The organism is bacterium, from assembly GCA_021372615.1.
Lineage (GTDB): Bacteria > Armatimonadota > Zipacnadia > Zipacnadales > UBA11051 > JAJFUB01.
The window spans coordinates 1-20,983 of the sequence record JAJFUB010000020.1; the positions used below are offsets into that span (position 1 = coordinate 1).

The window sequence follows — 20,983 nt, forward strand, 5'->3', positions numbered from 1 at the left end:
CCGGCGCACACGACGCGCCACCCGCCGCCTGTTCTGGCGCGAACTTGCGCGAGTCGGTACTAGATCACAGCCCCCTCGGCCGCCACGCCGGACCGTCTACTGGCGCGTATCCCTCCGGGAACATCCCCCGCACGTCGGCCCCCTCCTGATACAGCAGCCCCTCCTCTGGGTCTTGCGGCACGTCGGTCGGAGGGTAGACGCGCCACTCATTCCCCGCCAGCGGCTCCTCGTAGCCGTCCTCATCGAAGCGTCGCAGCAGGCGCAGGCGCCGCTCGCGCGTGACCTCAGGCAGCTCCACCGACAGGTCACGGCACTCGCGACCCTCCGGGCGCGCGTAGAGCCACTCACGGTTGTCCGCCGCCGAATGGATGTACTTCCACTCGCGTGAGACAAGGCTGTACAGGGCCGTCCGGCCGTCGGAGTACTGGCTGATGACTTCCTCCCGGCGCGACTGGCTGGCGGCGACCGCGGCGAGGTCCTCCCCGACGGCCGTGTCGGGCACATTAAGGCCGGCCGCTTGCAGGCACGTGGGCAGCACATCCACGAGGCTGACCGCCGTCCGCCGCTGCACGTCCGGCTCGAACCGTTCCGGGTAGCGTACCAGCAGGGGGATGCGCGCGGCCGGGTCCAGCATCGTGCGCTTGCCGTAGCTGCCGTAGTCGCCCAGCATCTCCCCATGATCGCTGGTGAAGATGACGAGGGTGTTGTCCAGCTCGTTCGCCTCGCGCAGGTAGCTCAGGATCCGGCCGATGCTGTAGTCCACGAACGAGATGCAGGCGTAGTACGCCGCGCGCATCGTGCGCAGCAGTTGCAGGTCCATTCCCCGGTCGCGCCACTTGTAGCGGTTCTGCAGGCGGTTCCAGTAGGTCAGCAGCCCCTGGTAGCCCTCCGGCACGAAGGGCATGGGCATCTGCGTGGGCTTGTACAGCCGGTTCCACGGCACCGGGACCTCGAACGGCGGGTGGGGCTTGATGAAGCTGGTCCACAGGAAGAAGGGGCGGCTCGTGTCGCGGCGCAGCAGGAAGTCCAGCGAGCGGTCTGCGACCCAGGTGGTGTTGTGCAGCCGCGCCGGGAGCTGCGAGGGCTGCGGCAGGTAGTAGTACTCGCTCCGCACGCCCTGCGGGTCCACGATGTGGTCGTAGCCACGATCGCGCAGGAAGGCGCCGAAGTCGTCCTGGAGCATGCACTCTTCGGAGTAGTCGCGGCTCTCAAAGCCCCACAGCTTGCGGCTGTCGGGCGAGAAGTGCATCTTTCCGGTGCCGTGGGTCTGGTAGCCTGCGTCGGCCAGCAGCTCCATCAGCGAGGTGCGCTCCTGGGGCATGGGGTTGTTAGCGGTGCACCCGGTCTGGTGGGGCCATTGGCTGAGAATCAGGCTGCAGCGCGCGGCCACGCAGACCGGGGAGGGGGTGTAGGCCGAGGTGAAGCTGGTGCCCTCGCGCACGAGGGAGTCGAGTGCCGGGGTCTGGATGACGGGGTTGCCCAGGGCGCCGATGGTGTCGGCGCGCTGCTGGTCGGTGAACAGCAGCAGGATGTTGGGCCGTCGGCTCATTGCCCCGCCTCCCAGATGGCCTCGATGAGTGCTGTGGCGGTCACACCTGCCTCCGCCGGAATGGGGGGCGGCGCGCCGGCCGCGATGGCATCGGCGAAGCCCTGCAGTTCCTGCACGAAGGTGTTGCCCGGCGCCTCGGGCTCGAAGACGTGAAGCTGGTCGGTGTGCAGCAGGATCCGGTCGCCGCGCAGGACGCGGAGGTGGCCGCGGTCGCCGGTGATCGTGAGGGCGAAGTCGGCTCCGAGCCAGCGGCCTTCGCGGGTATAGCAACCGGAGAGGGTGGCAAGCACGGCCCGGGCCGGCGGCGCCGCGTCGCACGGGGCAAGGGGATCATCGTCGGCGGGACCCGTCACACACGTGAGACCGCTGGCGGTCTCGGTGACACCCGCCGCCTGGCCATACTCCACCAGCGCCGTGAAGCCGTCCTCGCGCTCCCAGCCGAGGCGGTGGCTCAGTTGGGCCGCAACGACGCGCGAGGGCTGCAGACCGGTGATGAAGCTGATGAGATCGAAGTCGTGGACCGACAGCTCGAACATGGCGCCGACGCGCGGCCGCCATTCGCCCGCGCCGCGATGGGCGAAAGGCTGGGTCTTGGTGGTCGCGATCTGCACGATCTCTCCCACCTCGGGGCACAACTCGCGGGCCCGGGTGAAGATCGGCTCATAGCGCATCTTGAAGCCGACCGACAGCGTGCGCCCGGCCTCGCGGGCAGCGTCCAGCAGCCGCTGCCCCTCGGCGGCGGTCATGCCCAGGGGCTTCTCGCAGAACACGTGCCGACCCTGGCGCAGGCACTGCTCGGCCAGCGGGCCGTGCGAGGCCGGGTCGGTGGTGACGCTGACGACGCTCACGCCATCGGGCAGGTCGCTCAGGTCCGTCAGGACGGCCGCGCCCGTCTCCGCGGCGACCGCCTCGGCGCGTTGGCGGTCGCGATCCACGACATGGGTCAGGGCCGCTCCCGCCACCTGCTTCCAGGCCAGGGCGTGCGCCTTCCCGATCCCCCCGCAACCAACGATGGCGACGTGCATGAAGTTACCGTCCCTGTAGCTTGATGATGTGCTCGGCGGCCTGGGCGCGGATAGCGTCATAGTCCGTGGGCCCCAGGCCCGGGTGCATAACCAGGCCGTAGTTGCGGCCGGTGTTGGTAGCCGGCAGGGGCTGCGGCGGCGCTACCATGCGCCGGCCCGCGTCGGTGAGGAAGCGCTCCGCCGCGGCGGCCTGCGCACGCCTGGCGCGACGTGCCGCGGCGATGGCCTCGCGGAGCGTCTGCAGATAGCGGTAGTCGTCCACGCCCTCGCGCCGCCCCTCCCAGCCCAGTGTCGGCAGGTTGCCTTCCGGCGTGGGCAGGACGTAGTTGACGTACCAGGGCTCCTCGTAGGTCGGGAGCTTCCACGCGATCTCGTCGGTCAGCCGTGACGACCCCTCATAGCCCTCGGTGTAGCACCACTGCCAGTTGCCGCGCAGGCCCGTGACCCACATGTGGTAGCCGCAGAAGTAGCGATCATTCGCCGGCTGCGTCCCGTTCCACTGGCAGTTGTACGTCCACACTTCCTTCTGCTTCTCACGGCCCAGCTTCAGGATGTCGTCGAGGTTCTCAGACGACGTGCTGCTGATCCAGACATCGTAATAGTCGGCCAACTCGCCGGGGGCGCCCAGCGCCGTCGTCGTGCGCACGCCCGGGACGCGGTGGACGATGCCGTTGAGTTCCTTGGCCAGCGCAATGCGGGCGGCGCTGCCGGGCTCGTCCACGAGGTAGAACAGCAGCTCGGGCCAGCCGCGCGCCCGGCGCAGCTCTTCCACGGCCGACACGAGCTTCTCCTGGTTGCCGAAGATGCCGTCACTCTTGCCGGTGGCCAGGTAGAGCAGCGGGTGGTCGGCCGAGGCCAGGCCGGCCTCGGTCAGCAGCGTGATCTGCCGCGCGGTGTTGTACGGGTCGGCGGGGTTCTCGAGGTCAATGCTCCAGGAGCCGTCGGGCTGCTTGCGCTCGACCTGCGCGTACAGGCTCATGGAGTTCATGCCGTGGGCGTGCATGTCCGCCATGCAGCGGCGGTAGAAGTCGTCGGTCTGGTAGGCCTGCGGCTGGTCGCGGTGGCGGTAGTACATGCCATAGGTGGGCTTCGCCTCGGCCAGCTTCAGCGGCAGGACGCGCACTTGCAGCGGCACGAGCATGCCGCTGCCCTCGGCGAACACGCGCAGGCTGCCCTCGTACAGACCGGGGCGCTGGTCGGCCGGGGCCTGCACGGTCAGCCACACCTGCCGAGTCTCGCGCGTGGGGATGTCGAAGGCCTGGTTGGGGTAGATCAGCAGCGGGCGCCGCTCGTAGCGTTGGCCCGCCTGCAGCGGCGCGCCGTTGGTCAGCCAGCGCTTCATGTGGCGCACCACGCCGAGACTGACGCTCTCGGTCGGCAGACGGCGTCCGCGCGTGTCGGTCAGCGGCGCGTAGAGCTGCACGCGCATGTTCTGCAGCGGCTGGTCGGCGGTGATCGCCAGCGTCATCGGCTCGGTCTCACCGGGCGCAAGCTGGCACTGCAGCTTCTGCCCGATCTCCGCGCGCGTCGGGTAGACGGTCGGGTAGATGAGCTTCAGCCACGGCTGGGGCGCGACCACGAAGCCGCGCGCTTGCTCCTCGGCGGTCAGCTCCGGGAAGGGGTTCGGCTGAGGGGACACGTCGCCGACCTTGACCGTATCGTCCTCGATCAGCTCGACGGCATCGAACCGGATGGCATTGGGCCCGTACCGCCGGCCGACATACAGCCCGATCCGCGTCTGGTCCTCGGTGCGGAAGGGGAGCGCGGACTCGTCCCACTGCGCGGTCGGACAGCCGTACACGTCGCGGCACACAAGGAACGTCCCGTCCGGCTTGAGGATGCCGAACGTGTAGTGGGCCCCCCCCTCGAAGCGCAGCTTGCAGCGCGCCACGTAGCCCGTGTGGGGCTTCACGGCAATCCCGCCGAGCGTGGCCGCCGAGGCGTCGCCGGCCTTGACGCAGCCGCAGCGCAGATAGGCTGCCCCCGCGGAGGCCCCGCCCTGCTCGATGGTAACACCCGCGCCCAGCTTCCAGGCGCCGGCGCCCTCCTCAAAGCTGCCGTTGGGGACGAGGTTGGTGGGGGCGGCCCAGGCCGCCAGGCCAAGGGTGAGTGCAAGTAACGGTACGGTGATGCGCATGGCGCCTCCGGTAGTCAGTGCGGCCGATACATCTGGAAGTCGCCGCCGGGGCGACCGAGCTGCTCGAACTTGTCGAGCCGGAAGGTGTGCCAATAGCACGTCCAGCGCGGGTCGCTCTCCAGGAAGGCGCCCAGGCGGCGGACCATCTCCAGCTTCACCTCGGCCAGCGCCGGATCGGCGGACAGATCGCGATAGCTGGTGTCGTCCATGTCATACAACTCGTCACGCGGGTCGCACAGGTTGTAGGTGTACATGAAGCGGCGGCTGGCGTGTTCGGCGAAGAGGGCGATGGCGGGGTTGGGGCAGACGTGCCAGCCCGCCTCGAAGATGAACGACCGCGGGCTGGAAGCCCGCGGTCCCAGTAACGACACGCCATCCAGCCGTTCGGTCGGCTCGACGCCGGCGAGGCCGAGGAGCGTGGGCGCGACATCGAGCAGCGACACGAGATCGGCGCAGGTCTCACCAGCGCGCTCGCCCCGGGGGAGCTTCACCCCCAGTGGCGCCAGGACGACCTTCGGGTGGCCATAGACACCCTTGTCTACCAGTGCCCGCTCGGCGTTCATCTCGCCATGGTCGCCCAGGAAGATGAGCGCCGCCTCGTCGTACAGGCCACGTGCGTCGAGGGCGGCCAGGAAGTGGCCGAGAGCTGCGTCCTGGACCTCGACTTGCAGCAAGTTCATGGCCATGTAGCGCCGGGCGAGGTCGCGATCGTACAGGCCCCAGTTGCGGCGGTAGAACTCGTACACGCGCGGCCAGTTGGCGTCGCCGCTGAGGGCCTCCTCGTATGTCGCCGGCAACTCGACGACCTGCAGTAGCTCCGCAAAGCGCTCGCGGAAGCTCTCGGGGATCATGAAGGGCTGGTGCGGGCCGAAGAGGTCGAGCTGCAGGTAGAGTGGCTGGCCCGGCTCTCGCTGGCGCAAGGCCGCATCGAGCTTCCGGGCGGCCAGCTCCGCCAGGTAGAAGTCATACAGCCCCCCCGGAGGGAACGGCTCCCCATTCGCCTGGCGCACCCATCCGCCGAAGCTGTTGCCCGGTGTCACGCCATCGGGCCGCACGCCTGTCAGCGGCTCGTGCCACACGGGCGGCTCGAGGCCCCGGTCCGCCAGATACGCCAGGTAGGCGTCGTCATCGGAGAGCGGCGGGGCCCAGCGGTTCCACGGCGCACCATTCTCGCCGAACGCGTCGAGGAACTTCTCGGTGCCCACATGCCCCTTGCCGGCGTGCTTGGTGAGGTAGCCCGCGGCCTTCAGGTATTCGGGGAAGATGGCGTCATCGGGCCGCAGCGTCGCCTGCCACCCATCGTGCGCGCGTTCCTCATTGACGGTCATGTACGAGTAGCGACCGGTGAGGTACGCCGCCCGTGACGGCCCGCACAGCGGCGAGGTGCTGCAGGCGTGGCTGAAGCGGATGCCATCGGCGAAGAGCCGGTCCATGTGGGGCGTGCGCAGGTGCTCGCGCAGCGGCGAGCACGGGTCGTAGCTCTCGCGCGGGATCATGTCCACGCTGAGCAAGAAGATGTGGGGCCGGGGGGCGTCGGTGCGCGTGAACGGGTGTGCGCCGGACTTGGGGTGGAGGTAGTGCGTGGGCATGGTGGTGTCTCTGTGATCGGTCGGGTCGCGGGGCCCCGTCGGCTACGCCGACACCCCGCGACTCCCTCGGTTGGTACGCCCGACACTCCTGTCGGGCACATGCCGCTGGCGCCCGACAGGAGTGTCGGGCGTACCGGCGGCATGGCGTCGGCGGGGACAGCCCCCTGCGTTCGGCTGCGCCGAACTCCGGGGACAGTCCCCTAGTTCGGGTCGTGCCGGCCGACCTCGCCGTAGTAGACCGGATGGCCGCTGGGGGCCAGGTCGAAGCCGAAGCGCTCGACGTACGCCTCCAGCGGCAGGAATTGGTCACGCAGCCGCGCCAGCCAGCCCTGCAGCTCCGTCTGCAGCGCGGTCTGGGTGTCGGCGACGGTCGGGTTGTCCGCCAGGTTGCGGCGCTGGTAGGGATCGGCCACGTTGTCGAACAGCAGCCACGGGCCGTCGAGGGTCTCGGCATAGGTGTGTGTCTTCGTGCGGACGCCGCGCCACTCGGGGATCATGCGATGGGGCATGAAGGGCACCGGGTTGGCGATGAAGGCCGAAGTGGGCTCGTGGCCCACGCGTCCGCGCAGGGCGAACGACAGGTCGGCCCCCTCGACCGTGCGCGGGCAGTCCACGCCCAGGTGCGACAGCAGCGTGGGCATCAGGTCCGGCACGTTCAGCAGCGTGTCGCGCGTCTGCCCCGCCGGCACGCGCCCCGGCTGGCAGGCGATGAAGGGCACCGCAGTGCTCTCCTCGTACGGGAGTTGCTTCTCGTACAGCCCGTGCGAGCGCAGCATGTCGCCATGGTCGGAGGTGAAGATGACGAGGGTGTCTTCAGCGATCCCCAGCTCCTCCAGCGCCGCCCGTAGCCGTCCCAGATTGCGGTCCAGCGCCGTGATGTGGCTATAGTAGCCCGCGTACTGCTGACGCGCCAGCTCCTCGTCCTCGGGCGGCACATTGGGCCGCAGGGCCATCCGCGCCGGATCGTGGACTTTGTATGCCTCGGGCATGACCTCGTACGGGTTGTGTGGCGGGGCCCAGGACAGGAAGGCGCAGAAGGGCTGCTGCGGGCGTGAGGACACGCCCGCCCACGCGCGCATGAACTCGATTGTCAGGTTGGTGAAGTGATCGGAGTCGTAGCCCTCGATCCAGATCGGCTCGGGATCGTCGCGGTAGTACCAGGCCTTCATGTAGTCGTGGCAGCAGTCGGCGGCGGCCCAGGTGTCGAAGCCCTGCCGGCGCGGGCCGGGCGGGGTGAAGCCGCCGCGATACGGCCCGTCCAGGTGCCACTTGCCGAAATACCCGGTCACGTAGCCGGCGTCGCGGAGCACGTGGGCGAGGCTCGTCTCCGTCACCGGTAGGCGCACATCGTTGATGACCATGCCGTTGGACAGCGGGTAGCGGCCCGTCAGCAGCGCGGCGCGGTAGGGCGTGCAGACCGGGCAGGTGCTGACCGCGTTGGTGAAGCGCACACCCTCGGCGGCCATCCGGTCCAGATGGGGTGTGATCGCCTGCGCGTTGCCCTCACAGCCCATGTCACCGGCGCGCTGCTGGTCGGAGAAGACGAAGAGGAGGTTGTCGGGCATGGGCAGGAGGTTCGCCATGGGGCGGCGGCAGGCCTGCTCGGCAGGGAGCAGACAGGTGCCGGCGGCGGCCGCGCGGAAGTACCCGGCAAGCACTGATGGAGGCCAGGCATGAAGCTGTGCGGACATACCATGGGCATGCCGGATAAGAGCATCTTCGAGGCCCTCGAGTTCTGCGCGAGCCTGGGCCTGGAAGGTATCGAGATCCGCTGTGCCGCCAACGGCCACCTCGACCCCGAGACGGTCGACCCCTTCCGGGTGGCGCTGATCGCCGAGGCGGCCCACCGGTCGGGCGTCGCCATCGCCTGCCTGACGCCCTACTACAAGGACTACTCCACACCCGAAGCGGCCGAGGCCACGCTGGCGGGGATTCACAAGACGTGTCAGATCGCCGAGGACCTGGACTGCCGGCTCGTGCGGGCGACGGGCGGGGTGTGGACCGAGGCCATGGGCGGGCTGGAAGCCCGCACTACACGCGAGCGCATCTGGGACGGCACGGTGGCTGGCCTGCAACAGGCCGCCGACCTCGCCATCCAGCACCACGTCCGGCTGGCCCTGGAGAACCACTCGGGGACGCTGACGCAGACGGCCGAGGACACAGTGGCCATGGTGCGGCAGGTGGATCGGCCGAACCTCGGGATTCTCATGGATCACTACTGGGTGGTGGCGGCGGCCTGCTGCCAGCAGGATGCTGGCGCTCCTACGGCCCTGCTCGACGCGGTGCGGCTGCAGGCGCCGTATGTGCTGCACTGCCATGTGAAGAACATCGTGTGGGTAGACGGCAAGCCGCAGGCCAACTTCCTGGACGAGGGCGCGATAGACTGGCTGCCCATTCTGCGCATCTTGCAGGAACACGGCTACGATGGTTACCTGTCCGATGAGTACGAGAAGTTCTGGCGCCCGGAGCTGCCCGAGCCCGAGGAGGGCATGGGGCGCAACGCGCGATACCTCCGGGAGACGCTGGGACGGCTCTGAACAGGATATGAAGGATAGCAAGGATAAGGACGGATGAAGGCAATGGCACTACGGGGGGAATGGCATGGGCCAAGACGCGGCGACGCTGCATGAGGAGCTGACAGGCACCATCATCGGCGCTTGCTTTGAGGTTGCCAACGAGCTTGGGCGAGGATTCCTGGAATCGGTGTACCAGCACGCGCTGGCTGTTGTCCTGAGCGAGAGGGGGTTGCAGGTAGCCACGGAGGTCCCGGTGCGCGTACTGTTCCACGGACAGACCGTGGGCAACTTCTACGCCGACCTACTGGTGGAGGACAAGGTCATTGTGGAACTCAAGGTGGCCCGCGAACTCGCGCCAGAGCACCGGGCCCAACTCATCAACTACCTGAACGCCAGTGACCTGGAGGTCGGCCTGCTTGTCAACTTCGGCACACCGAAGGTAGACTGGAAGCGCTGCTGGAGTTCGCGTCCGGCTGTCCCTTCAGCCCAACCTGAGTCAACGCCTTAGCCTTCATCTTCTGCTATCCTTGCCATCCTTCCTATCCTGTTCAAGTCGTTCTTCCAGGAGGCGTGCCATGTGGTTCCTCATCCCGCTGCTGCTGATTGCCGCTGCTGCGAGCGCCGCGGAAGAGGTCGTCGGCGAGCGGCCCTATGAGATGGTCTGGGCCAACCGCAACCAGGACGACAACCCGCCGCTCGTGGATTTCGAGGACATGACCGGCTGGGCGGTCAGCACCGAGAGCATGGCCGCGACTCTCGAGCGCACCCGCGAACAGCAGATCTGGGGACAGTATGTCGCCAAGCTCACCTATCGCTCCACCGGCGATGGGGAGAAGCTCAGCTTCGGCCCCGCTGCCCCCATCAAGATCACTCAGCCCTTCGATGCCGTCAGTTGCTGGATCTACGGCAACAACTGGGGCTACTCGCCAAACCCCTCTACCCCCTCCGTGAGCATCGCGGTGCTGTTCCTGGATGCCCAGAACCGTGAGGTGCGGGTGCCGCTGACCTGGGTGAACTGGGAGGAGTGGTACCTGTGCCACAGGCGCCTGACGCCCGAACAGATCGAGATGGTCAAGGGCGGCGCGAGCTTCGTGCGCTTTGAGGTCACCGGCGGGCGCAACAAGCAGGACCGGGTGCTGTACTTCGATAGCCTCGCCGTCTTCACCGAGAAGTTCGCCCCGCTCAAGTTCGACCCGAGGCCCGAGCGTGGCATCCCGATGTTCCCCGGCCAGACGGTGGGCACCAACACCGGCCCGGGCAAGCTGCCCTTCCCGACGCGGCTGCAGACGATCCTCCCGGACAACGTGACCAAGGACTTCAAGACCTCCGTGGTCCAGAAGGGCGACAGCTTCGTCTTCACCTACGCCGGCAGCGACGGGAAGCTGACGTACACACTGGACGGCAAAGCGGGGACCCTGAGCGGCGTCACGGCGTCCTGGAACGGCGGCGCACCGATTCAGCCATGTGTGGGAGGCGGGGTGGCGCTGTCCGTGGATGGCAAGACCGTGGCGCCCGAGAAGGTGGAACGCCTCGGGCCGCCGGTGCTCAAGAACGGCGAGGTGACCATCCGCACCCGCGTCACCGCCGGGGCGGTGTCGGCGGAGGTCACGCACGTCTATCGCCTGTGGAACAAGTCGCTCGTCATTGACACCATCGCCCCCGGCGGGAACGTCGCCGAGGTGCAGTACGGCCACGCCGAGGGCCCCGGTCTGACCAACCCGCGCCTGGTGACTAACCCCTTCTACCACTACGATCCGGCGCGTCCGGCCGTGGTCGTGATCGGCCCGGAGACCAAGCCGCTCTTCCTGACCGGCAACACCGACTGGTACCTCTCCAACGCCTCGGTCCCGTTCGCGGTCAACGAGATCAAGGAGGGCAAGGTCAGCTACCAGGGCGGCACGCGCTACATCGCCAAGACCGATGGGAAGCGCAATGACGCCTACGAGCGGTTCTTCGTGACGCTGTCGCCGCGGTATGAGGAGATGCTGCCGACGCCCGCCAACCCGGTCTCGCCCTGGAAGCAGGCCGCGGGCACGCACGTGTGGCGGGCGCACGGGGCCGGCAACCGCCAGAGCGATGCGGCGTACTGGACCAACGTGTGGCGCTACGGGATGCGCGAGTGCCTCATTACCGATCACGAGACGGGCTGGCGCGATGGCGGCGAGAGCTTCACCTTCCGCACCCGGACCGCCCCGAAGAAGGGCGGCGACGAGGGCCAGCGCGAGTACGCCGAGATCATGCAGAAGAAGCTGGGCTTCGTGTACGGCCCGTACAACAACTACACGGACTTCGCGCCGGTCAACGAGTTCTGGAGCACCGACCTCATCAGCCGCACGCCGGACAACCAGCTCCAGGGCGCGTGGATGCGCTGCTATGCGCCCAAGCCGGCGCGGGCGGTGGAGTACTGCGCGAAGCTGGCGCCCATCATTCAGTCCAAGTTCCACTTCAGCACGGCCTACTGCGATGTCCACACCGCTGTCTCGCCGTGGGGCCGCACGGACTATGACTACCGCGTGCCCGGCGCCGGCACCTTCGCCGCCACCTTCTACAGCTATGGCGAGATCATGCTGCACCAGAAGAAGGCCTGGAACGGCCCGGTGTACTCCGAGGGCAACCACCACTTCTGGTACAGCGGGCTGACCGACGGCAACTATGCCCAGGACCGCGGCTATGACATCCCCGACATGCCCTGGCTGGTGGACCTGGACCTGCGCAAGATGCACGACCTGTGCTGCAACTTCGGCATGGGCGCCGAGAGCATGTTCTACGGCCGCGATGAGCCCGGCGGCACCACGGCCGAGGAGAAGGACGCCTACACCGACCGCTTCCTGGCGGCCACCGTCGCCTTCGGCCATCCCGGCTTCCTGGCCGCGGCCGGGGGCTTTGACAAGACCCTCCGCAGCTACTACATGCTCCAGCAACTACACTCCGACTACACACAGGTGTCGGCCAGGAGCATCCGCTACCTGGATGCACAGGGGAAGCTGCTGGACACCTCGGCCGCCGTCGCCACAGGCGCCTACAAGCGCAGCCAGATCGTGACGGAGTACGCCAACGGCACCGTGACCGTCGTCAACGGCAGCCGCACCGAACGGATGAAGCTGCCGGAGATGCAACTGGACCTGCCGCCCAACGGCTACGCCGGCTGGACGAAGGACAAGAAGATCACCGTGTACAGCGGCGACAGCGGCGCGGGCACGCCGCGGTATGACCGCAGCGTATCGCCGGCGTACCTCTACATGGACGGGCGCGGGCACTTCACGCGCCAGGCGCAGGCGGGCTCGGACGGCATCGGCATCTGCCGGATTGTGGCCCCCGGCCAGTGGGAGATCATCCCCTACAAGGGCGCCGACTGTGGCTTTGCCATCGCGGCGGTGAAGGCCGTGGCGCTGGACAAGGAAGGCAAGGAGATCTGCCCCGCGCAGTTGCGCGTCTCGCGCGGTCTGACGTATGTCGCCCCGGTGGAGGGGGCATTCAGCTACATGCTGACGGGCAACGGCGGCCTACCCCCTACCCCCTCCCTGCAGTGCGCGCGGGATGAGGTCATCCCCGGGGAGACCGTGATCGTCCGGGGCAAGCAGGAGCACCAAGTCAAGGTGCCGGCGGAGGCCCGGGTCGGCCAGCGGATCTGGCAGCAGTTCGAGGGCGCCTGGATTGACTTCACTGTCGCGCCGCTGACGACGGCGACGGTGCAACTGCAGGGCAACACCCTCCAGCTCAGCCTGGCCAGCAACATCGCCGACCGGCGCGACTTCGCGGTCAGCCTGCTCGGCCAGCAGAAGACAGTGGCGCTCGCGCCCCGCGTGCGCCAGACGGTTAGCTTCGACCTCGGTGAGCCGCAGCAGGAGGACTCGTTCACCCTCACGGTGGACGTCCGGGCCGGGGAGCTGAGCCAGAAGATCGAGCGCGGCCTGCGGGTGATCCGCGGCCCGCAGGTGCTTGCCGAGCTACCCAAGGACTATGTCGTCGGCATGGCGGTGCGCGGGCAGGCCGAGACCACCGATTTCGGCGAGACGCGCGGCCATGTCATCGAGCGGGCGACCATGTGCAACAATGTGAGCAAGCCCGGGTTCTTCATGCACCCGCCGTGGACCGGCGCCGTGGGCTACTCGTTCCTGCGCTATGCGCCCCTGACCGTGCCGCAGCAGCCGGCGGCGCTCCGGGCGATGGCTGGCAAGGCCGATGGCAGCTACCTGGGCGACGGCATCCTGTACAAGGTGGTCGTGACGGACGCGGCCGGCAAGGACACCGTGGTGGGCGAGCAGACGGTCCTGGAACACGAGTGGCTACCCATCGAGGGCGACCTGTCGCCCTGGGCGGGCCAGAAGGTCAGCCTCAAGCTGATCTCCGACGTGGGTCTCAAGGACGACTCCTCGGGCGATTGGGCCTGCTGGGCCGAGATGCGGATAGAGACGCTCAAGCCCGTGTTGAGCCGGCGTCTCGATGAGGATGCGGAGTACTCTCGCCGCGATCCGGCGCCGTCTCCGGCCAAGGGCCTGACGGTGGAGCAACTCCGGCGGGCGGTCAAGGGGCGGCTGGTGTATGACGGCTGCGGCCTGTCGGGCACCGGCGCCCAGTACGGCAGCTTCGCCGTCGTCAACGGCGTGAACCTGGGCAACATGGCGCCTGCCGGCGGCAACGAGACGGAGAGCAAGTGGTCCGAGCAAGTCAGCGTGCCGCTCACCGCCGAGGCCATCGGCAAGCTCGACCGACGCAACGTGTTCGTGCTGCTGAACCCCGGCCAAGACTACTTCAAGGTGCGGCGGTTCTGGCTGGAAGTGGAGTTGCCCGATGGACGGAAGGCCTCCACGGACATCGCAGCGGCGGTCTTCACCCAACCGCCCGGCTGGCAGTATGCCGAAGGCATCTGCATGCCCTTCGGCCGGAACATCGAGGTGGAGTTGTGGTTTGGGCTGTAGGGAGCGGGAGCGACCTTGACGGCTATCCAGGTCGTTATGTACAATCTGTACATCTTGTACAGAAAGAGACGACGAGATGACCAGTCTGAGCGTGTCCAAGCTCCGTGCTGACCTGGCGGATGCCATCAACCGCGTGGCGTACCGCAAGGAGCGGGTGGTGATTGAGCGGCAGGGGAAGAGGCTGGTGGCGCTGGTGCCGGTGGAGGACCTGGAGAGGCTGGAGGAGATGGAGGACCAGATGCTCGTGGCGGCGGCAGACGCGGCCCTGCAGGAGGGTGGCGAGCGTGTCCCCTGGGAGCAGGTGAAGCAGGAAGCGGGGCTGCCGTAGCGTGTACGAGCTGGAGTTCTCGCAGCGCGCTCGGCGCAGCTTCCTGCGCCTGCCCGGGCAGATGCAGGCCCGTGTTCAGAAGGAGTTGGAGCGGCTGCAGACCGACCCGTACCATCGGGGGACCAAGGCCCTCCAGGGGGGCCTGGCCCCGTACCGCCGGGCCCGCGTCGGCGACTACCGCATCGTGTACGAAGTCGAGGACGACCGCGTGGTTGTCTTCGTGGTAGAGGTCGTCCACCGTAGTGGCGCATACCGGGAGTGACGCACCTGTTGCTCTCGACGCAGGAGGTCGGCAGCCATGCGCAGCGCTCGTTGGGCCGTTCTACTCGTCTTCGTCTGCACCGGTCTGGCCGGCGCTGACAGCGTCAAGACCTACAAGGGCGCCTGGTTCGACATCAAGTACCCGGCGAGCTTCAAGGTCAAGCCGCAGCAGAAGAGCGCCAGCGCCCAGGGCTACGACGCCGTCAGCTTCCTGTCGCCCGATGGCCTGGTGGAGTTCTACGTCTACTCGCCGCAGTGGTCCGGCGAGCCGCAGTGGATCCAGCGCCGGCCAGGGGAGACGCAGACCGGCTACAGCCAGGAGCGCGCGGGGGACAAGGTCATCACCTACGTCACCCGCAAGGGCCCGGGCTACACACGGTCCTACGCCGATATCCGCCAACTGCAGCTCAACACGCGGTGGGTGTTCGGCTACCGCTACAAGAACCAGGCAGCACACAAGCAGTACCGGCCGCAGTACATGAAGTTCAAGCAGTCGCTGAAGCAGTACGCGGACTGAGGCGACTACAGGCGCCGCTCGCGCCACAGGCGCACGACGGCCTCGAGGAAGCGCTCCTGGTCGGGGAAGTCGGCCGGGGGAACGTGGGGCATCTTCGCCAGCAGCGCCTCGCCGATCTGCCGCACGAGCTGCCGACGCAGCGGCGGCTGCAACTCGTGGCGCCGCTCGACGACCCGCTCGGCGGCGGCCACGTCGGCGGCGGTGAGCAAGTGCAGGCTGCCACGCAGCCGCGCCTCCACCTGGGGCGGGAGCGGCTGGGGCGCGGTCTCATCGGCCAGCGGCGCCGTCTGCTCGGGCAGAGCGTACAGGCGCTCCTTGACGACGATCGTGCCGGCCACCATGTCGCCCAGGCGCTGGGCACGACTGCTGGCGAACACGGAGACGAGGCCCACGCTGTAGAAGAAGGGCATCATGTCCACGGCGCGGATGACGTTGCGCAGGGCGGACTGCAGGAACGTGATGGGGCGGCCGTCCACGCCGATGACGCGCAGGCCGGCGATGCGCTTGCCGGGGCTCTGGCCGCCGGTTAGCATCTCGGCGGTGACATAGTAGACGGTGAAAGCCAGGAAGCCCATGCTGGCGACGATGATGGCGCCGACCACGCCCAGCATGTCCTGGAGCTTCAGGACCAGGCCGAGCCAGATCAGGCCCCACACGACGAGCACGGTAAGGGTGCCCTGGAGCAGGAAGTCGAAGATGCCGGCCAGGGCCCGTGAGCCGATGCCCGCCAGTTCGTACTGCACCTCGATGTGCTCGGGCGTCTCGATGGTGACCTGGTCGTCGCTCATGTTGCTCTGTTGACGAGGGCGTGGGAGCGGTCACCGACCGCGACAGGGTCGGGTCGCGGTCGGTGACCGCTCCCACGCTCGCCCCATAGGTTAGCGTGATCGGGACGCCATGAATGCTCATGCCGGCCGTGACAGGAAGCAGGCCAACTGGGATCGGCTGACCGAGCTGTTGCACCGGGCCGAGGTCCAGGGCTTGCGCACGTTCTCGACCGACGAGCTGCGGGAGTTCAGCCGCCTGTACCGCTCGGCTTCCAGCGATCTGTCGCTGGCCCGGGCGCGCGAGCGACACGACCTGGCCCGCTACCTCAACCAGCTCGTGGCCCGCACGCACGCGCAGATCTACTCCCGGCCCCCCCGCCGCCGCCCCGAGGTGCTGTCCTTCTTCGTGCACACCGTTCCCAGGACCTTCCGCGCCTGCTTTCCCTTCTGGCTGGCGTCGCTCGCGATCCTCGTGGTCGGCGGCGCCATCGGCTACGTGGCGACCAGTACCAACCCCGCCTGGGCGGAGGTGTTCGTCGGCCCGGGCATGAGGCAGGCGCTGGAGGGGTTCGTCAAGCAGCAGACGCCGCCAGGGGAGTACTTCGCGCCCACGGCCGGCGTCTTCGGCGGGGGCGGCTTCTCGACGTTCCTGATGACCAACAACATCCAGGTCGCGCTGATGTGCTTCGCCTTCGGCATCTCGGCGGGCGTGGGGACCTGCTACGTGTTGTGGCGCAACGCCCTGATGCTCGGGGCAGCGCTGGGCCTGGGGGCCTTTCACAGCAAGCTGCTGCTGATGGCGGCGGTCGTGGCGCCGCACGGGGTGGTGGAGATCTCGGCGGTGGTCGTGGCGGGGGGCGCGGGCTTGCGGCTGGGCTGGGCGCTCATCAGCCCGGGCGACCTGCTGCGGCGCGACGCCCTGCGGGTGGCGGGCAAGCAGGCGGGGCAGTTGGCGCTGGGCACCATCCCCATGTTCGTCTTCGCGGGCCTGGTCGAGGGCCTCGTCAGCCCGATCCATACCGGCCCGCTGGCCTCCATCCCCTTCCGCCTGTGGTTCGGCGCGCTGTCGGGGGTGGTGATGTATGCCTGGCTCTTCTCCGGCTTCCTGCACCGGCGGGCGGAGGAGTAGCACCGCGCCCCGCCGACTCGCGGGCCAGGGGTGCCACTGCCAGCCCCGCTGGCAGTGGCTGCGGGGCAGATGCACGGTCAGGGAAGCCTGGCCGTGGCACCCGCAGCAGACTACTGAACCGCCGGGGCCGTGATGGGTGGCTCCTCTTCCTCGTCGCCGCCCTCGGAGGCCGAGGTGATCTCGGCCGGACGCTGCCAGATCTCCCCCATCTCACCCAGCCGCCGCTCGGTCTCGTCGGGTGAGGACAGGTCAAACGTCTCCCCGAACTCCGGCACCAGCGTGGGCGCGCCCAGCTCTCGGTGAGCGAGGGCCGCAAAGTCCAGGGCCGCGTCCTCCTCCCCGTGCTCCACGAACACAGCCTTCGGGCCGGAAGCGCCGCCGGGGCCCTTGATGGGCGCCAGCCACTGCAGTAGCCCGTCCACATCGGCGTGAGCCGAGAACGCCGACAGCGAGCGGATGCGCGTCCGCACCCGCACCTTCTCCCCAAACAGCTTCACCTGCGGGTTGCCGTCCAGCAGGTAGCGCCCCAGCGTCCCCGCCGCCTGGTAGCCCACGAACAGCAGGATGTCCTTGCCATGGTCCAGGTGGTTCTGGAGGTGGTGCCGGATGCGGCCGCCGGTACACATGCCGCTGGAGGCGATGACCATCAGCGGCCCGGCCATCCGGTTGATGGCCTTGCTCTCCTGCACCGTGCGGGTGAGCTTGAGGCCGGGGAAGCTCATCGGGTCATCGCCGCGCGCCAGGAGCGCCCGCGTCTCGTCATCGAAGCACTCGGCATGGCGCTCGGAGATCTCCGTGGCGCTGATGGCCAGGGGGCTGTCCACGAACACCGGCATGCGTGGAGCCAGGTTGTGCTCGATGATGCCGTTGAGCGTGTAGAGCAGCTCCTGCACGCGCCCGACCGCGAACGCCGGGATGATGACATGGCTCCTGTTGCGAGCGACGTACTTGAGGATGTCCTGCAGCACGCTCTGCTGGACGTGCTTGGCTTCGTGGCGGCGGTTGCCGTAGGTGGACTCCATGACGACGAAGTCGGCCTCGTCATACACCGAGGGATCGCGCAGCAGCGGCCGGTCGGCCTGGCCGATGTCGCCCGAGAACAGCAGCTTCGTCGTCCTCCCGTTCTCCGCCACCCATACCTCGATGCCCGCTGCGCCCAGGATGTGCCCGGCATCGCGCCAGCGGGCCTTGATCCCCGGCGCCAGCTCCACGGTCTGCTCGTACTGGACCGGCCGGAAGAGCTTGAGGGCCCGCTCGACATCCTCCATCCCGTACAGCGGCGCGGGCGGCGGGCCGATGCGGCCCTGCGCCAGCCAGCGCCGATGATCGTGCTTCCAGTCTTCCTCCTGGATGTGGGCGCTGTCCGGCAGCATCACCTGGCACAGGTCGGCGGTGGCGGAGGTGGTGTAGACCGGCCCTTTGAAGCCCAGGCGGGTGATCAGGGGCAGGTTGCCGGAGTGGTCAATGTGGGCGTGGGTGAGCAGCAGCATGTCCACCTGCGAGTAGTCCAGGTGGAAGTCGGGCCGGCCCTGCTGGCGGAAATGCTCGGGCCCCTGATGCATGCCGGCATCAATGAGGATGCGCTTGCCGGCGGTCTCCAGCAGCATTTGGGAGCCGGTGACGGTGCGGGCAGCGCCGAGGAAAGTCAGTTTCATGGGGAAGTCCTATCGTGTCATCTGCCGGAGCGAGGTCGGCGTCTCAGCCGTCCGCCACCCGCAACTGGTAGGCTACGCCGCGGCGTACGCGCTCGAAATGCCGCTGGATCGCGGCCCCGATTAGCTCCTGCGGGTCGTGGCTGTAGATCACCTCAGCGTCCGTGTGCTTCTCGATCATGGCCACGATCTCGCCGATGTGCTCGGCGACGCCGCCGGTGCCCTGCAGCACGGCGATGAGCTTGCCCTCGTCATAGGCGATCGAGAACTCGCCGAGCGTGCCGGAGCGCCCGCCGACGATGCAGACGATGTCGCAGGTGCGGATGGCCTCGATCTCGCGGCCCATCAGCCCCGAGCCGGTGAAGATCAGTGCATCGTACTCCTCGTACGGGGAGTGGTAGTGGTCAATGTGCTCCTGCAGGGCCAGTGCAGGCGAGATGCCCAGGGCCAGGGCGTCGTACTCCTTGGCCCCGAGCACCGCCTCATGCGGCAGGCCGGGGCACGCGCCGGTGATGATGATGCAGTTGTGCTGGGCGATCTGCCGGCCCAACTCGCGGCATAGAGTGCGTGCCTGGTCGCTGATCCGCCCCCCCGCTGACCCCATGACGCCGACTTTGGTCTTCATGTTGCATGCCTCCTCCGCGCAGCGTGGGAGCGGTCACCGACCGCGATCTGCCGCCCGGTCGCGGTCGGTGACCGCTCCCACAACTGCCCCCGCCAAGCCGTTCACAGCCCCAGCAGCTGCTCCGCATTCAGGTGCGATATCTTCTCGTACGCTTCCTGGGTGATCTTGCCCTCGCTCAGGGCCCGGTCCATCGTTCCCACCTGCTCGACGCGCTGGGGGCACTGGCAGATGTCGGTGCCGAACAGCACCCGGTCCTGGAACTCCTGCATGAAGCTGCAGCCGAAGTCGAAGTCGCGGGTGAGGGCGTTGTTGCCGCTGCCGGCGGAGATGTCGCACCACAGGTTGTCATAGGTGCGCAGCAGGCGCGGCAGGGCGCCGCCGGGGGTCACCGGGCCGGTCGGGTAGCCCATCCAGTTCTGCTCGTCGGCGTCCCCGCTGATCGCCGACCAGAAGGCCATCGAGTGGCCGATGAACTGCAGCTTGGGGAAGAGCTGCAGGACCTTCTCCAGCTTGGGCAGGCCCAACTGGTCCACCAGGCCGTACATGCCGCGGTTGGCGCTGGCGACATGGAACAGGAGCGGCAGGCCGACCTGCTCGACCTGCCCCAGGAAGTTCAGGCTGCGCTCGTCATCCCACCAGACATTGGAGACATACTCACCCACGCCCTTGCAGCCCAACGCCTGGTAGTGTTCCAGCGCCTTGGTGTAGTTCGTCTTGGGGTTGTTGTACCAGTACCGCACATCGAAGTTACAGAAGGGGATGATGCGGTCGGGGTACTGGTTGTAGATGTCCAGGGCGTTCTCGTTGGTCTGCAGGATCTCGCCGATCTCGTGATGCACCAGCGGCAGGATGACGCCCCGGGCGATGCCGAGGTCGTCCCACATCCCCAGCAGCTCCTCGGGGTTGGTCCAACGGCAGATGGCGCGCTGGCGCTCGTCGTACAGGCGGATGGTGTGGGTGTGGATGTCTATGAACATGGAACTCTCCTCTTCGTAGCGGCGCGGCTTGTCGCGCCTCACGGCTCGGCGCAGTGAACTGCGCCCACACGGTCGGGCGCCTGCAGACAGGCGCGCGAGATCGCGCCTCTACAGGTCAAACGCCCAGCAACTGCGCGGCGTTCCCGAAGGCGATCTTGTCGAAGGCCTGCTGCGAGATGTGCCCGCCCGCCAGTGCCTGGTTCAGTGTCGCGGTCTGCGGGACCTCCTGGCCGGGCCAGCACAGGTCGCTGCCCCAAAGCAGGCGGTCCTGGAACTCCTCCATGAATCCGTAGCCGAACTCCGGGTCGCGCGTGAGGGCGTTGTTGCCGCTGCCGGCGGAGATGTCGCCCCAGAGGTTGTCGTACCGCCGCAGCAGCTCGACCAGCCGCCCGCCGGGCGTCACCGGGCCGGGCGGGTAGCCCAGGTAGTTCTCCTCGGTGCAGTCGCCACTGATGGCTGACCAGATGGCCATCGAGTGGCCGACAAACTGCAGCTTCGGGAAGCGCTGCAGCACGATCTCCAGCCTGGACAGGCGGAAGTCGTCCACGACGCCGTACGTGCCCGTCTCCCGGCCGACGTGGAACAGCAGCGGCAGGCCGGCGCGCTCGATGTGGCCCAGCAGGTTCAGCATCCGTGGGTCGTCCCACCACAGGCTCGCGGCCATCTCGCCCACACCCTTGCAGCCCATCTGCTGGTAGTGCTCCAGCAGCGGCGTGAAGTCGGCGGTGGGGGTGTTGTGGCCGTAGCGCGGGTCGAGGTTGCAGAAGGGGATGAACTTGCCGGGGAAGTCGCGGCAGATGTCCAGGATGTCCTCATTGCTCTGCAACGGCAGCCCCGACTCGTGATGCACCAGCGGCTGCAGCACGGCCCGGTCAATCTCCCACTGCGGCCACTGGGCGATCAGCTCGTCGGGCGGAAGGAGCTTGGTCAGCGCACGGTGGCGCGGATCGGAGAAGCGAATGGTGTGGCCGTGGATGTCCAGAAACATGGTT

17 protein-coding genes are annotated in these 20,983 nt (G+C 68.1%); 7 read left to right on the plus strand and 10 right to left on the minus strand.

Annotation, left to right across the window (positions count from 1 at the left end):
- Nucleotides 1-64: 64 nt before the first annotated feature.
- The 5 genes from LLH23_02970 to LLH23_02990 form a co-directional block, all read right to left on the minus strand.
- On the minus strand, nucleotides 65-1,549 hold the full coding sequence (locus LLH23_02970) for a sulfatase-like hydrolase/transferase (GenBank protein MCE5237434.1): 1,485 nt from the start codon (nucleotides 1,547-1,549) through the stop codon (nucleotides 65-67).
- A complete protein-coding gene (locus tag LLH23_02975) occupies nucleotides 1,546-2,574 on the minus strand; it encodes a Gfo/Idh/MocA family oxidoreductase (GenBank protein MCE5237435.1) in 1,029 nt (342 codons plus the stop codon). Before LLH23_02975 ends, LLH23_02970 begins: the two co-directional genes overlap by 4 nt.
- Nucleotides 2,575-2,578: 4 nt before the next feature.
- The gene (locus LLH23_02980; GenBank protein MCE5237436.1) at nucleotides 2,579-4,711 is read right to left on the minus strand and encodes a hypothetical protein; all 2,133 of its coding nucleotides are present in this window, start codon (nucleotides 4,709-4,711) and stop codon (nucleotides 2,579-2,581) included.
- Nucleotides 4,712-4,725: 14 nt separating this feature from the next.
- Nucleotides 4,726-6,300: a sulfatase-like hydrolase/transferase gene (locus LLH23_02985; GenBank protein ID MCE5237437.1), complete on the minus strand. Its 1,575-nt coding sequence runs from the start codon at nucleotides 6,298-6,300 to the stop codon at nucleotides 4,726-4,728.
- Nucleotides 6,301-6,500: 200 nt separating this feature from the next.
- Entirely contained in the window at nucleotides 6,501-7,883 is a 1,383-nt protein-coding gene (locus LLH23_02990; protein MCE5237438.1) for a sulfatase, read from the minus strand.
- 90 nt (nucleotides 7,884-7,973) lie between these two features.
- Between LLH23_02990 and LLH23_02995 the strand changes: the two genes are divergently transcribed.
- The 6 genes from LLH23_02995 to LLH23_03020 all read left to right on the plus strand — a co-directional run bounded on the left by LLH23_02995 (nucleotide 7,974) and on the right by LLH23_03020 (nucleotide 14,841).
- The gene (locus tag LLH23_02995; protein ID MCE5237439.1) at nucleotides 7,974-8,837 is read left to right on the plus strand and encodes a sugar phosphate isomerase/epimerase; all 864 of its coding nucleotides are present in this window, start codon (nucleotides 7,974-7,976) and stop codon (nucleotides 8,835-8,837) included.
- A gap of 64 nt (nucleotides 8,838-8,901) precedes the next feature.
- Nucleotides 8,902-9,324 carry a GxxExxY protein gene (locus LLH23_03000; GenBank protein ID MCE5237440.1) on the plus strand — a complete coding sequence of 141 codons (423 nt, stop codon included), beginning with the start codon at nucleotides 8,902-8,904 and terminating at the stop codon, nucleotides 9,322-9,324.
- A 67-nt stretch (nucleotides 9,325-9,391) separates the two neighbouring features.
- The gene (locus tag LLH23_03005; protein ID MCE5237441.1) at nucleotides 9,392-13,735 is read left to right on the plus strand and encodes a hypothetical protein; all 4,344 of its coding nucleotides are present in this window, start codon (nucleotides 9,392-9,394) and stop codon (nucleotides 13,733-13,735) included.
- Nucleotides 13,736-13,811: 76 nt separating this feature from the next.
- Complete coding sequence (locus tag LLH23_03010; GenBank protein ID MCE5237442.1) at nucleotides 13,812-14,063, plus strand: type II toxin-antitoxin system Phd/YefM family antitoxin; 252 nt, start codon at nucleotides 13,812-13,814, stop codon at nucleotides 14,061-14,063.
- A 1-nt stretch (nucleotide 14,064) separates the two neighbouring features.
- Complete coding sequence (locus LLH23_03015; GenBank protein MCE5237443.1) at nucleotides 14,065-14,325, plus strand: type II toxin-antitoxin system RelE/ParE family toxin; 261 nt, start codon at nucleotides 14,065-14,067, stop codon at nucleotides 14,323-14,325.
- 36 nt (nucleotides 14,326-14,361) lie between these two features.
- The gene (locus LLH23_03020) at nucleotides 14,362-14,841 is read left to right on the plus strand and encodes a hypothetical protein (GenBank protein MCE5237444.1); all 480 of its coding nucleotides are present in this window, start codon (nucleotides 14,362-14,364) and stop codon (nucleotides 14,839-14,841) included.
- 5 nt (nucleotides 14,842-14,846) lie between these two features.
- Here LLH23_03020 and LLH23_03025 read toward each other — a convergent pair whose 3' ends face one another.
- Nucleotides 14,847-15,629, minus strand: coding sequence for an RDD family protein (locus LLH23_03025; protein MCE5237445.1), 783 nt, complete (start codon nucleotides 15,627-15,629; stop codon nucleotides 14,847-14,849).
- Nucleotides 15,630-15,738: 109 nt separating this feature from the next.
- On the opposite strand from LLH23_03025, the gene LLH23_03030 reads away from it, so the two are divergent.
- The gene (locus LLH23_03030) at nucleotides 15,739-16,737 is read left to right on the plus strand and encodes a stage II sporulation protein M (protein MCE5237446.1); all 999 of its coding nucleotides are present in this window, start codon (nucleotides 15,739-15,741) and stop codon (nucleotides 16,735-16,737) included.
- 110 nt (nucleotides 16,738-16,847) lie between these two features.
- On the opposite strand, the gene LLH23_03035 is transcribed toward LLH23_03030, so the two are convergent.
- The 4 genes from LLH23_03035 to LLH23_03050 form a co-directional block, all read right to left on the minus strand.
- Nucleotides 16,848-18,392, minus strand: coding sequence for an MBL fold metallo-hydrolase (locus LLH23_03035; GenBank protein MCE5237447.1), 1,545 nt, complete (start codon nucleotides 18,390-18,392; stop codon nucleotides 16,848-16,850).
- 43 nt (nucleotides 18,393-18,435) lie between these two features.
- Nucleotides 18,436-19,014 (minus strand): hypothetical protein, encoded by a 579-nt coding sequence (locus LLH23_03040; GenBank protein ID MCE5237448.1) that lies wholly within the window; start codon nucleotides 19,012-19,014, stop codon nucleotides 18,436-18,438.
- Nucleotides 19,015-19,115: 101 nt separating this feature from the next.
- Nucleotides 19,116-19,991 (minus strand): amidohydrolase, encoded by an 876-nt coding sequence (locus LLH23_03045; protein MCE5237449.1) that lies wholly within the window; start codon nucleotides 19,989-19,991, stop codon nucleotides 19,116-19,118.
- A 115-nt stretch (nucleotides 19,992-20,106) separates the two neighbouring features.
- The gene (locus LLH23_03050; protein ID MCE5237450.1) at nucleotides 20,107-20,979 is read right to left on the minus strand and encodes an amidohydrolase; all 873 of its coding nucleotides are present in this window, start codon (nucleotides 20,977-20,979) and stop codon (nucleotides 20,107-20,109) included.
- Nucleotides 20,980-20,983 lie beyond the last annotated feature (4 nt).

What these genes read in the sequence shown, in the direction of transcription:
- LLH23_03000 (MCE5237440.1), top strand. Translation starts at nt 8,902, where the DNA reads ATGGGCCAAGACGCGGCGACGCTGCATGAGGAGCTGACAGGCACCATC.
- LLH23_03045 (MCE5237449.1), bottom strand. Translation starts at nt 19,991, where the DNA reads ATGTTCATAGACATCCACACCCACACCATCCGCCTGTACGACGAGCGC.
- LLH23_03050 (MCE5237450.1), bottom strand. Translation starts at nt 20,979, where the DNA reads ATGTTTCTGGACATCCACGGCCACACCATTCGCTTCTCCGATCCGCGC.
- LLH23_03030 (MCE5237446.1), top strand. Translation starts at nt 15,739, where the DNA reads ATGAATGCTCATGCCGGCCGTGACAGGAAGCAGGCCAACTGGGATCGG.
- LLH23_02995 (MCE5237439.1), top strand. Translation starts at nt 7,974, where the DNA reads ATGAAGCTGTGCGGACATACCATGGGCATGCCGGATAAGAGCATCTTC.
- LLH23_03010 (MCE5237442.1), top strand. Translation starts at nt 13,812, where the DNA reads ATGACCAGTCTGAGCGTGTCCAAGCTCCGTGCTGACCTGGCGGATGCC.
- LLH23_02990 (MCE5237438.1), bottom strand. Translation starts at nt 7,883, where the DNA reads ATGGCGAACCTCCTGCCCATGCCCGACAACCTCCTCTTCGTCTTCTCC.
- LLH23_02970 (MCE5237434.1), bottom strand. Translation starts at nt 1,549, where the DNA reads ATGAGCCGACGGCCCAACATCCTGCTGCTGTTCACCGACCAGCAGCGC.
- LLH23_03040 (MCE5237448.1), bottom strand. Translation starts at nt 19,014, where the DNA reads ATGAAGACCAAAGTCGGCGTCATGGGGTCAGCGGGGGGGCGGATCAGC.
- LLH23_02980 (MCE5237436.1), bottom strand. Translation starts at nt 4,711, where the DNA reads ATGCGCATCACCGTACCGTTACTTGCACTCACCCTTGGCCTGGCGGCC.
- LLH23_02975 (MCE5237435.1), bottom strand. Translation starts at nt 2,574, where the DNA reads ATGCACGTCGCCATCGTTGGTTGCGGGGGGATCGGGAAGGCGCACGCC.
- LLH23_02985 (MCE5237437.1), bottom strand. Translation starts at nt 6,300, where the DNA reads ATGCCCACGCACTACCTCCACCCCAAGTCCGGCGCACACCCGTTCACG.
- LLH23_03025 (MCE5237445.1), bottom strand. Translation starts at nt 15,629, where the DNA reads ATGAGCGACGACCAGGTCACCATCGAGACGCCCGAGCACATCGAGGTG.
- LLH23_03020 (MCE5237444.1), top strand. Translation starts at nt 14,362, where the DNA reads ATGCGCAGCGCTCGTTGGGCCGTTCTACTCGTCTTCGTCTGCACCGGT.
- LLH23_03035 (MCE5237447.1), bottom strand. Translation starts at nt 18,392, where the DNA reads ATGAAACTGACTTTCCTCGGCGCTGCCCGCACCGTCACCGGCTCCCAA.
- LLH23_03005 (MCE5237441.1), top strand. Translation starts at nt 9,392, where the DNA reads ATGTGGTTCCTCATCCCGCTGCTGCTGATTGCCGCTGCTGCGAGCGCC.